This window comes from Nocardia sp. NPDC060249, from assembly GCF_042728755.1.
Lineage (GTDB): Bacteria > Actinomycetota > Actinomycetes > Mycobacteriales > Mycobacteriaceae > Nocardia.
On the sequence record NZ_JBHXAQ010000001.1, the window covers coordinates 691,263 to 702,467 of the forward strand.

Below are 11,205 nucleotides of genomic sequence, written 5' to 3' on the forward strand. Positions count from 1 at the left end.
CCCGCCCACCCCGGTACCGCCAGACCTCGACGCTGACCCAACCAGCGCCGAGGTCTGGCCACAGGACGCGGAGAGGCGGACAAGCAGTGCTGGAGAGGATTTTGCCGAGGAGTGTGGCGTCGGCGGAGTTGCTGGTGTTCCCGGAGGATCTCACGGCGCATCCGGCCGAGGAACACCTCATCGCCAAAGCCGTGGAGAAGCGGCGCCGCGATTTCATCGGCGCCCGGCACTGTGCTCGCCTCGCCCTCGAACAGCTCGGTGAACAGCCTGTCGCGATCGGCAAGGGCGAACGCGGCATGCCGTTGTTCCCGCGCGGCATCGTCGGCAGCCTCACCCATTGCGACGGTTACCGTGCCGCCGCGATGGCGCACTCGCTGCGTTTCCGTTCGGTCGGTATCGACGCCGAACCGCACGACACTTTGCCCGAGGGAGTGCTCGATTCGGTCAGTCTGCCCGCTGAACGGGAGTGGCTGTCGGACACGCCCGGGGAGGGCCTGCACCTGGATCGGTTGCTGTTCTGTGCCAAAGAGGCCACCTACAAGGCCTGGTTCCCGCTCACGCTGCGCTGGCTCGGTTTCGAGGACGCGCACATCACCTTCGAGATCGACTCCCGCACAGACGATGCGGGTTCGGGCACCTTTCATACGAAGGTGCTCGTGCCCGGGCTGACGAATGACGGCGGCGCCGCGCTGACCGAGTTCCACGGCAACTGGTTGATCGCCGACGGGCTGATCCTGACCGCGATCGCGCACGGCTGATGGCGGCACGGGTGTCGCGGGTCGGCGAGCTCGGCGGTCTCGTGATCGTCGACAAGGACAGCGGTCTCACCAGCCACGACGTCGTAGCGCGCAGCCGAAAGCTGTTGCAGACCAAGAAGGTCGGCCATGCGGGCACTCTCGACCCGATGGCCACCGGGGTGCTGGTGCTCGGGGTGGAGCGGGCCACGAAGCTACTCGGCCAGCTGCTGCTCACCACCAAGGCCTACACCGCCACGATCCGCCTCGGCCAGGCCACGAACACCGACGACGCCGAGGGCGAGGTCACCGCGACCACCTCCGCGCTGCACGTCACCGACGACGAGATCGCGGCCGGTGTCGCGGCCCTGACCGGTGACATCGAGCAGGTCCCCGCCACGGTGAGCGCCATCAAGGTCGACGGTGAACGGGCTTACGCGCGCGTGCGCGCCGGCGAAGAGGTGCAACTGGCGGCCCGCCCGGTGACGGTGTCGCGCTTCGACATCCTGGCCCGACGCGACGTCGCCGACGGTGAGTTCGTGGATCTCGACGTGGCGGTCGAATGCACCTCCGGCACCTACATCCGCGCTCTGGCCCGCGATCTCGGCGCGGCCCTCGGTGTGGGCGGGCATCTGACAGCCCTGCGCCGCACCAGGGTCGGTCCCTTCACCCTCGAACACGCCCGCACCCTCGAACAACTCGCGGCCGCCGTCGACGCCGAGCAGCCCCTGCTCAGTCTCGATATCGACGCCGCCGTCCGCACCGCGTTCCCGCTTCGCGACATCGACGAATCGCAGGCCACCGACCTGCGGACCGGCCGCTGGCTCGAGCCGGTCGGCATCAAGGGCGTCTATGCCGCGATCGACCCACGGGGCCGGGCTATCGCACTGCTGGAGGAGAGCGGCAAACGCGCGGGCTCGGTGATGGTGGTGCGTCCGCGAGGAATCGGCGACTGACGAGCTCCTTGCCGGGCGAGCCCGCCGGAAACCGCCCGCCGGAAACCGCCTGCCGGACAGCGGTCAGATACTCACGGGCAGCGCTTCGCGCCGCAATCCTGCTTCCTTCGTCAGGTGCTCGGCCAGCAGTGCCGCTTGCGCGGCGAGGCCGGGCGGGTTCGTGGCGATGAACATCGAATCCGCCGCCAGGTTGCCGAGGACGTGCCAGGTGCCTGCACGCAGCGCCCGTGTGCGTGGTTCGGCAAGGAGGCCACCGGTGGGCGCGAGTTGCGCTGTGCCACTGTCGAGCAGGCGCGCCATCAGCGACTCGGTGTCCTGCGGGGTGACATAGGCGGGCGGGTTGACGGCATTGATCACGATGTCGGCCGTCCAGGTGGATTCGCCGGTCAGCGTGAAGCCGGTGTCGCCCGCCGCGATCGCCGTGAGTCCCGTGCGCAACCGGACCCGGCCCGCATCCAGCAGGCGCAGCAGGATTTCGGCGTTGTGCGGGACCATCGGTGAGCTGAGGCTGCTGATCGTGCGGTAGTGCTCGGTCCGCAACAACATCCGGTCGGCGTCGGTCAGCGCAGGCCACAGGATCGGGCCCATCGTGCGAATCGCCATCGTGAGCAGGCGTCGGCCCAGCCGGGTGGAGTCGACCTCGGCGAGCTGACGGCGTAGGCGAAGCACCGGGTCCTCGGAGCCGGTCGCGCGGATCTCGGCGGCGAACTCGTCGAAATCCTCACCCAGGTCGGCCAATTCGGCCCGTAGCAGCGCGACCACCTCGGTGAACTCGACCGCTCCGCGCGCCGCCAGGTCCACTGCGGCGGCCGGGGTGAGATGGCGCGGCGACAACGGTCGTGGACGTTGCTGGACGAACGGCAGGATCCCGCTGCGCGAGAGCAGCGTGATCGGACCTCGATGGCCGTTCTCGGTCAGCGCCGCCGTGATGTCGACCGCGGTCAGGCCGCTGCCGATCACGGCTACCCGGGCCTCGGGTTCCACTTCGGTGAGGGTGCGCGCCAGCGGATACGGCTCATCGAGATAGCCGCGAGCGCCGGTGAGTCCGTACTGGTCGCGGGGACGGCCGCTGCCGACGCAGAGCACCACGCGATCCACCGGATAGCTCACGCCGCCCCCGGTGCGCAGGACCACCGGCTGTTGCTGCGCGACGCCGGTGACCCGGTCGTTCACGACGTCGACCTGCCATCCGTCGCGCCGCAACCGGTCGATCGACGCCCGCGCCGACTGTTCCAGGTACTCGCCGTACATCGCGCGCGGCACGATCGGCTGCCCCAACCCGGGGTCGAGGAAGCGCCTCGCATCCGGTCGCTGCGCGAGCCAGTCCTGGAAATGCCCACGATCGCTCGCCCGTGCGGACATCAGCGGGGGCGGGGCGTTCACGCGCACCGCGGGCACATCGCGCTGATAGGCCCGGCCGCGCCACAGCGCCGCGGACCCCTCGAACACGGTGATCGTGCCCGGTGCGCCGTCGGCACACGCGAGCGCGTCGAGCAAGCCGACCGCGGCCACTCCCGCACCGATGATCCCGATTCGCATATCGACTCCTGTCCTCGGAGGGCGTTGCCGCGCACTCTCATTCGATGGCGAGCACGACGTCGTGCCCGCTCTGTGACCAGCGTGCTCGCGCCGGAGCCGCCGCGAAATCCCGCGTTTGCGGGATGCGGCGGCTCACCGGGTGCCTCGGAGGCGGGCTCTCGGCGGTGCGGGATCGCCACAGGCACCCCCTCGATCGTGGGATGGTCCCGAGCACTGAACGCGGCGACAATGGGCACATGACCGCCCCGGCTTCGCCCGCCATGACCGCCTTGCTCCGCGGGATCGACGCGGCGCCGGATGCGCACGCGCTGTTCGAGCGGACTTCCACCCGACTGCGCCGGTCCGTGGGGTTCGATGCCGCGGTGTGGGTGGCCACCGATCCGGTCAACGGGCTGACCACCGCGCCGGTGCGGGTGGAGAACCTGCACGAGGGCGGCTGCGGGACCTACTGGGAGTCAGAGCTTTTCGCCGAACACGTCAACCTGTTCCGCGATCTGGCCGTGGCGCCGGTGCCGGTGGCCGGTTTGCGCGCGGTGACGGGCGACCGGCCGACACTGAGCCCGCTGTACCGAGGTTTCATGCGACCCCGCGGGTTCGGTGACGAACTGCGGGCCGTGCTGCGCGTGGACGGTCAGAGCTGGGGGCAGGTGAGCTTGTTCCGGGAACGTGGCAGACAAGCCTTCGCCGCCGCCGAGGTGGCGGTGCTGCACGCGGTGTCGGCCCCGATGGCACGGCGTCTGCGCGGCTTCGCCCGACCGGCGACCACGGGTTCGGGCGGCATCCACGCGCCCGGCCTGCTGCTGTTCGGCGCCGACGGCGCGCTGGTCTCGGTGAACGACGAGGCCCGCGAGCTGCTCGCGCTGATGCCGCCGGGTCCGTCCACGACCACCGGCGCCGGGCTCGAATTACCGTTGCCGGTCTGGATCCTCAGCACCGCGGGACGCGCGCGGCTCACCGGCGACAGTGCCCGCATCCGCATTCGCACTCTCACCGGCCAGTGGCTGGTCTGCCACGCCTCGTGTCTGCGTGACGCGAACGGCGAAGCGGCCACGACGGTGCTGGTGATCGAACACGCGGCGCCCTCCGACGTCGCCGCGCTCATCGTCGCCGCCTATGAACTGACCCGCCGTGAACTGGAGGTCACCGAACTCATCGCGGCGGGACTGTCCACCGCCGCCATCGCCCGGCACCTGCTCGTCTCCGCCCACACCGTGCGCGACCACGTGAAATCCATCTTCGACAAGACGGGTGTCGCCAGCCGTGGCGAGCTCGTCGCGGCCCTGTTCACCGAATACCGGCAACCGGCGGCCGAATCGGTCACGCTGCGGGTCCTCGACGGGCACGCCGGCTGACCGCCGCGCTCGCGGACGGCCTGGCCGACTCCCGGTGCGCCGCAGCCACTCCGGCGAATCCGTAGAGTGGCGGAAACCGGCCGGTGGCCGGCCGTGGAAGAGGGATCGTGAAATGAGTGCAGAGTCGGTCGACACGTTCACACTGTGGGATCGCGACGGTGACGGACTGGTGTCGGTGGACGACATCGCCGACGGAATCCGGTCGGCGGGAATCGATGTCGACCGGGAGGCCGTCGAGCGGATGGTCGCCGCCGCGGATACCAACGGTGATTTCCTCGTCTCCCGCGCCGAATTCGACGCCGCCGTCGTCGAGGGGCGGATCGACGTCACCGACGCCGACGCGGCGTTCCGGGTCTTCGACACCAACGCGGACGGCCGGATCTCGGTCGCCGAGCTGGAATCGCTGATCCGTCACGTGGGTGCGGGGCGTATCGACGAACCGGCCGCCGACCTGCTCGCGGCCGCCGATCAGGACGGCGACGGCTACCTCTCGCTCCCCGAATTCCGGGTGCTGCTGGATTTCCTGTCGCGCTGACGGTGCCGTGTTCCCCTGTCAGGGGCGCTGGACGGCGGATAACACCCGGCTCCGAACGGGCGATAGCGAGGATGTATGGCTTTCGCGTCGGAGGGGCAGACCATGGCTGCGATCAGGACGATCTGGATCGGTGCCGTCGCCGGTGTGACGGTAGTGGTCGCGGCATGCGGAGGCGGCGATCCGCAGACGCCGGGATCGAGCGCGGCGCGTCCGGCCACCTCGATCACCGCGCCGATCTCGATCACCACGCCCGGCGCCACGCCCGCCGGTCGCCCTGGCGCCGTCCCCGCGCCGTCCGTGGGCGCGCCCACCGCCCCGGCGAAGACCGCGAGGCCACCCGAAATCGCGACCGGCACCGTGGTGCTGCGCACCGTGACGTTGTCCGGGAACCCCGTCCCCGGTGTGCCGGTGTACTTGTCGCTGCAGCAGCCGTGTGATCCGTCGGGCAACGACATCCCCGTCGGCGAGACGGCGGAAACCCTGCGCCGCGACGGGGTCACCGACGAGCAGGGCCGGGCGGCCTTCGTCACCGAAATCGGTTGCTATCGCTTCGGGATGACCGCGTCCGCCGGAACGAACCCGGTCCCCGAGGGCATGCACTCGCTGTTCCTGGTCACCGCGGGCGGCACGGCCACCGGTCAGTTGCGCTTCCAGGACACCCCACCCGATCCCGCGCCCGCCTGCGCCGAATCCACCATCGAAACCGAACTCGGCGTCGATGCGGGACCCGTCGCCACCATCGCCGACTGTGACGGGCAGTGGGGTGTCATCCGCTGGGATACCCCCGGCGACAACCAGCGCGTCATCACTCGCACCTCGGGAACCTGGACCACCTACGTCGGATTCCCCCACGACATCTGCTGGTCCGCCGCCGTCGCCGACGGCGTTCCGGACCGCCTCCGTACCTACTTCAACTGCTGATCACTAAGCGGTGAGCCAAATCGCTTCGGCGGCAAGGGTTCCCAGCTCGGTGGGGGCTTCGGACGAGGCGATGCGGACGGCGATGGTGCCGGCGAAATCGCGGCGTTCGGCTACTTCGATCGTGGTGTCGAGCGCGATGCCGACGGAGTCGAAATAGCGCAGCATCGCGGGATCGGAGTCGGAAATGCGGGCCACCCGGCCGGATTCGCCCGCGGCGAAGTCGCTGAGCTGGCGGGCGGGGGGAGTGGGCACGGCGCCGTCGGTGGAGGGGATGGGGTCGCCGTGCGGGTCGCGGTCGGGGTGGCCGAGTTTCGCGTCGATGCGGGACATGAGCAGATCCGAGACGGCGTGTTCGAGTACCTCGGCCTCGTCGTGCACTTCGTCCCAGCCGTAGCCGAGTTCGTTCACCAGGAAGGTCTCGATCAGCCGGTGCCGGCGCACCATCGCGACCGCGGCGCGACGGCCGTGTTCGGTCAGGGTGATCGCGCCGTAGCGGGCGTGCTCGACCAGGCCCTGATCGGTGAGCTTGCGCACCGCCTCCGACACCGTCGAGGCCGACACGCCGATCCGCTCGGCCAGTAACTTGGTCGACACCTTCTCCTGCGACCACTCCTGGGCGGTCCAGATGACCTTCAGATAATCCTGTGCCACCGCCGACAGTTCGGGCACGATCGTCGCGGCGAGTTCGGCCTGCTCGGCGGGTTGCGTGAGCGCGCTGCGGGTCGCGACATCTCGTTTGGCTGGCACCTCACCAATGTTAGGCATCCCTGGCCCGAATGACACATCGGCGAACCGGCACGCCGCGCACCGGCGATCCGATCACACCGGAATTCTGTTCGGGCACCGCTTTGCGTAGGCTTCGCTCTGTGCAGAGATGGCGAAGTCTCGACGACGTGCCCGCGGACTGGGGGCGTTGCGTTCTCACGATCGGCGTGTTCGACGGGGTACATCGGGGGCACGCGCAGCTGATCAGCCGCGCGGTCGCCGCGGCAGAGAAGCGTGGCGTGCGCTCGGTTCTGATGACCTTCGATCCGCACCCGATGGAAGTGGTGCGACCCGGTTCGCATCCCGCACAGCTGACCACGCTGACCCGCCGCGCGGAGCTGGCCGAGGAGCTCGGGATCGACGTGTTCTGCGTGATGCCGTTCACCCAGGAATTCATGAAGCTCACCCCGTCCGAATACGTGCACGACCTGCTGGTCGAACGTCTGCACGTCACCGAGGTCGTGGTCGGCGACAATTTCACCTTCGGGAAGAAAGCCGCGGGCACCGTCGACACGATGCGCGAACTCGGCGAGCGGTTCGGCTTCGAGGTCGACGGGGTGACCCTGCTCGGCGAACACGCCGTCACTTTCTCCTCCACCTACATCCGGGCCTGTGTCGACGCAGGCGATATGGCCGCGGCCGCCGAGGCGCTGGGACGTCCGCATCGCGTCGAAGGTGTCGTCGTGCACGGCGACGGTCGTGGTCGCGGGCTCGGATTCCCGACCGCCAACGTCGCCCCGCCGATGCATGCCGCGATTCCGGCCGACGGGGTGTACGCGGGCTGGTTCACTGTGCTCGGGGCGGGCCCGGCCATCGGCAACGCCGCACCCGGCGAGCGCGCGATGGCCGCGATCTCGGTCGGCACCAACCCCACGTTCTCGGGCCGCTCACGGACCGTCGAAGCGTTCGTTCTCGACGGCGAGGCCGATCTCTACGGCCAGCACGTCGGTGTCGATTTCGTCGAACAACTGCGCGGGATGCGCAAATTCGACACCATCGACGATCTGGTCGAGGCCATGGGCCGCGATGTCGAAGCCGCGCGCAAAGTCCTCACCGCCGCCGACGCCTGAGGCAGGTGCAACCTCACCCCCGTCGGGGTGTAAGGTGGCTCCTCGGGTTTGCTGCGGTCCGCGGTGGCGCCCATCCCGGGTAACCGGACCTTCGAGCGCGGAACTGAAAAATAGGAGTCGAGCCACATGGCGCTGACCACTGAGCAGAAGTCGGCGATTCTCGCCGAATACGGCCTGCACCCCACCGACACCGGCTCGCCGGAGGCGCAGATCGCGCTGCTGTCGAAGCGGATCTCGGACCTGACCGAGCACCTGAAGCAGCACAAGCACGATCACCACACCCGGCACGGCCTGCTGGCCCTGATCGGTCGTCGTCGCCGCCTGTCGAAGTACCTGCAGGCCAACGACATCAACCGCTACCGCTCGCTCATCGAGCGTCTGGGTCTGCGTCGATAATTTTGCGCGCTGGCGCGCGGTGTTCGCGGCCCTGAGGGCCCGCTGTTGCGGCACCGCGGCTTGCTCCTTCGTCGCCTACGCCCCGGCACCGCAACAGCGGGCCGGCCGCGAACGGCCCCTCCTCGGGGTCGGGGGTGCGGTGGTTGCGTTTCTTTGACACGCCTCCCGGTGGAGGCGGTCGGCGGGTAGCCAACGGGAAGAAGTACACTTCTTCTCGTTGGCTATTCGTGTATTCGGGGACCATCGGGTTCCCGGCTGCATTACAACATGTGACAGCCGTGTGCATCCGTCCGCGTGGCGTCGGTCTTCGGTAGTGGCCTTTCGGCAGGCGTTTCTCGCCGCCGTCGGGCTTCGATCGATGATCGCCTCCGCGTCGCCCCTCTTGTGGAATGTTCCAGCCAAGGGGATCCGGCCGGGTGCTGCGCGTGGCAGCCAGGAGGGTTTCCACGTGTCCGTGTCCGGTACGGCTGACGAATAGCTGGTTCGCGCCCACATGGTGCTGCGCTCCAGCGAGACGAGAGGTCGAGAGAAGAGAATATGACGCAGACAACTGAACGCCCTTCGACTGCGGTCGAGGTCGAGCCCGGAGTTTTCGAGTCGGTCGCGCTGATCGACAACGGTAGCTTCGGCACCCGCACCATCCGCTTCGAGACCGGCCGTCTGGCCAAGCAGGCCGCGGGTTCGGTCGCCGCCTACCTCGACGACGAGACCATGCTGCTGTCGGCGACCACCGCCGGCAAGTACCCCAAGGACCAGTTCGACTTCTTCCCGCTGACGGTCGACGTCGAAGAGCGCATGTACGCCGCGGGCCGCATCCCCGGCTCGTTCTTCCGTCGTGAGGGCCGCCCCTCCACCGACGCGATCCTGACCTGCCGCCTGATCGACCGGCCGCTGCGCCCGACCTTCATCGACGGTCTGCGCAACGAGATCCAGGTCGTCGTCACGGTCCTGAGCCTCAACCCGGCCGACCTCTACGACGTGGTGGCCATCAACGCCGCCTCGGCGTCGACGCAGCTGTCCGGCATCCCGTTCTCCGGCCCGATCGGTGGCGTCCGCGTCGCCCTCATCGGTGGCCAGTGGGTCGCGTTCCCGACCGTCGAGCAGCTCGAAGGCGCCGTGTTCGACATGGTCGTCGCGGGCCGCGTCACCGACACCGGCGACGTCGCCATCATGATGGTCGAGGCCGAGGCCACCGACAAGGTCATCGCGCTGATCGAAGACGGTGCGCAGGCCCCGACCGAGGCCGTGGTGGCCGAGGGTCTGGAAGCCGCCAAGCCGTTCATCGCGCGTCTGGTCCGCGCCCAGGCCGACCTGGCCGCGCTGGCTGCCAAGCCGACCCAGGAGTTCCCGCTCTTCCCGCCGTACGGCCCCGATGTGTTCGAGGCTGTCGAGGGCACCTCGAAGGTCGAGCTGAACCAGGCGCTGAGCATCGCCGACAAGCAGGCCCGCGAGGCCCGCATCGACGAGATCAAGGCCGAGGTGCTCTCCCGTCTGGGTGAGGACTTCACCGGTCGCGAGAAGGAACTGGGTGCCGCGTTCCGCTCGGTCACCAAGAAGCTGGTGCGTCAGCGCATCCTCACCGATGGTTTCCGCATCGACGGCCGCGGCCTGGCCGACATCCGTCAGCTCTCCGCCGAGGTCGACGTGATCCCGCGCGCCCACGGTTCGGCGATCTTCGAGCGTGGCGAGACCCAGATCATGGGTGTCACCACCCTCGACATGGTGAAGATGGCGCAGCAGGTCGACTCGCTCGGCCCGGAGACCTCCAAGCGCTACATGCACCACTACAACTTCCCGCCGTTCTCCACCGGCGAGACCGGCCGCGTCGGTTCGCCGAAGCGCCGCGAGATCGGCCACGGCGCGCTCGCCGAGCGTGCGCTGATGCCGGTGCTGCCCTCGCAGGAGGAGTTCCCCTACGCCATCCGTCAGGTCTCGGAGGCGCTGAGCTCCAACGGCTCCACCTCGATGGGTTCGGTCTGTGCCTCGACGCTGTCGCTGCTCAACGCCGGTGTGCCGCTGAAGGCGCCGGTCGCGGGTATCGCCATGGGCCTGGTCTCCGACACCATCACCAACGACAAGGGTGAGGACGAGGTCCGCTACGTCGCGCTCACCGACATCCTCGGCGCCGAGGATGCCTTCGGCGACATGGACTTCAAGGTTGCCGGCACCCGTGACTTCGTCACCGCCCTGCAGCTGGACACCAAGCTCGACGGCATCCCCTCGCAGGTACTGGCCGGTGCGCTGAACCAGGCGCACGATGCCCGCACCACCATCCTGGACGTGATGGCCGAGGCCATCACCGACCCGGACGAGATGAGCCCCTACGCCCCGCGCGTGACGGCCATCAAGATCCCGGTCGACAAGATCGGCGAGGTCATCGGGCCCAAGGGCAAGATGATCAACCAGATCACCGAGGAAACCGGCGCCAACATCTCCATCGAAGATGACGGCACCGTGTTCGTCGGTGCGACCGATGGGCCGTCGGCCCAGGCCGCGATCGACCTGATCAACGCCATCGCCAACCCGCAGCTGCCCAAGGTCGGCGAGCGCTTCCTCGGCACGGTCGTCAAGACCACCGCCTTCGGTGCGTTCGTATCGCTCCTGCCGGGCCGCGACGGTCTGGTGCACATCTCCAAGCTGGGCAACGGCAAGCGCGTCGCCAAGGTCGAAGACGTGGTCAACGTCGGCGACAAGCTGCGCGTGGAGATCGCCGATATCGACAACCGCGGCAAGATCTCGCTCGTCCCGGTCGAGGACGAGGCCGCTGCGGCCGAGCCGGCCGCCGCCGAGGAGACCACCGAAGCCGAGTAGGCATCGCTGCGGCTGATTGCCGAAACCCCCGCCGTTGTACGGCGGGGGTTTTGTCGTTTTCCGGCGCCGAGCACGTTCGTGATCTGGATCACGATGATGCAACGGTGATGCAACGTTGTCTCGTTT

Annotated in this window: 10 protein-coding genes; 8 read left to right on the forward strand and 2 right to left on the reverse strand. The window is 68.8% G+C overall.

Annotated elements, in window-relative coordinates:
* Window positions 1-86: 86 nt before the first annotated feature.
* Together npt and truB are read left to right on the forward strand one after the other, a co-directional pair.
* Window positions 87-758, forward strand: a complete 672-nt coding sequence (gene npt / locus ACFWFP_RS03160) for a 4'-phosphopantetheinyl transferase Npt (protein WP_379292866.1) — start codon at window positions 87-89, stop codon at window positions 756-758.
* Window positions 758-1,690 carry a tRNA pseudouridine(55) synthase TruB gene (gene truB, locus ACFWFP_RS03165; RefSeq protein WP_379292867.1) on the forward strand — a complete coding sequence of 311 codons (933 nt, stop codon included), beginning with the start codon at window positions 758-760 and terminating at the stop codon, window positions 1,688-1,690. Before npt ends, truB begins: the two co-directional genes overlap by 1 nt.
* A gap of 63 nt (window positions 1,691-1,753) precedes the next feature.
* On the opposite strand, the gene ACFWFP_RS03170 is transcribed toward truB, so the two are convergent.
* Window positions 1,754-3,229 (reverse strand): FAD/NAD(P)-binding protein, encoded by a 1,476-nt coding sequence (locus ACFWFP_RS03170; protein ID WP_379292868.1) that lies wholly within the window; start codon window positions 3,227-3,229, stop codon window positions 1,754-1,756.
* Between the two features lie 236 nt (window positions 3,230-3,465).
* On the opposite strand from ACFWFP_RS03170, the gene ACFWFP_RS03175 reads away from it, so the two are divergent.
* The 3 genes from ACFWFP_RS03175 to ACFWFP_RS03185 all read left to right on the forward strand — a co-directional run bounded on the left by ACFWFP_RS03175 (window position 3,466) and on the right by ACFWFP_RS03185 (window position 6,037).
* Entirely contained in the window at window positions 3,466-4,581 is a 1,116-nt protein-coding gene (locus tag ACFWFP_RS03175) for a LuxR C-terminal-related transcriptional regulator (protein ID WP_379292869.1), read from the forward strand.
* A gap of 112 nt (window positions 4,582-4,693) precedes the next feature.
* Window positions 4,694-5,116, forward strand: a complete 423-nt coding sequence (locus tag ACFWFP_RS03180; RefSeq protein WP_379292870.1) for an EF-hand domain-containing protein — start codon at window positions 4,694-4,696, stop codon at window positions 5,114-5,116.
* A gap of 102 nt (window positions 5,117-5,218) precedes the next feature.
* The gene (locus ACFWFP_RS03185) at window positions 5,219-6,037 is read left to right on the forward strand and encodes a hypothetical protein (protein ID WP_379292871.1); all 819 of its coding nucleotides are present in this window, start codon (window positions 5,219-5,221) and stop codon (window positions 6,035-6,037) included.
* 3 nt (window positions 6,038-6,040) lie between these two features.
* Here the strand turns inward: ACFWFP_RS03185 and ACFWFP_RS03190 are convergent, their stop codons facing one another.
* Window positions 6,041-6,802 (reverse strand): metal-dependent transcriptional regulator, encoded by a 762-nt coding sequence (locus ACFWFP_RS03190; RefSeq protein ID WP_379292872.1) that lies wholly within the window; start codon window positions 6,800-6,802, stop codon window positions 6,041-6,043.
* A 101-nt stretch (window positions 6,803-6,903) separates the two neighbouring features.
* Here ACFWFP_RS03190 and ACFWFP_RS03195 point away from each other — a divergent pair, with 101 nt between their 5' ends.
* The 3 genes from ACFWFP_RS03195 (at window position 6,904) to ACFWFP_RS03205 (ending at window position 11,079) form a co-directional block, all read left to right on the forward strand.
* A complete protein-coding gene (locus ACFWFP_RS03195) occupies window positions 6,904-7,872 on the forward strand; it encodes a bifunctional riboflavin kinase/FAD synthetase (protein ID WP_379292873.1) in 969 nt (322 codons plus the stop codon).
* A 126-nt stretch (window positions 7,873-7,998) separates the two neighbouring features.
* Window positions 7,999-8,268: a 30S ribosomal protein S15 gene (rpsO, locus tag ACFWFP_RS03200; RefSeq protein WP_056811493.1), complete on the forward strand. Its 270-nt coding sequence runs from the start codon at window positions 7,999-8,001 to the stop codon at window positions 8,266-8,268.
* A 537-nt stretch (window positions 8,269-8,805) separates the two neighbouring features.
* Window positions 8,806-11,079: a polyribonucleotide nucleotidyltransferase gene (locus ACFWFP_RS03205; protein ID WP_379292874.1), complete on the forward strand. Its 2,274-nt coding sequence runs from the start codon at window positions 8,806-8,808 to the stop codon at window positions 11,077-11,079.
* The last annotated feature ends 126 nt before the right edge of the window (window positions 11,080-11,205 follow it).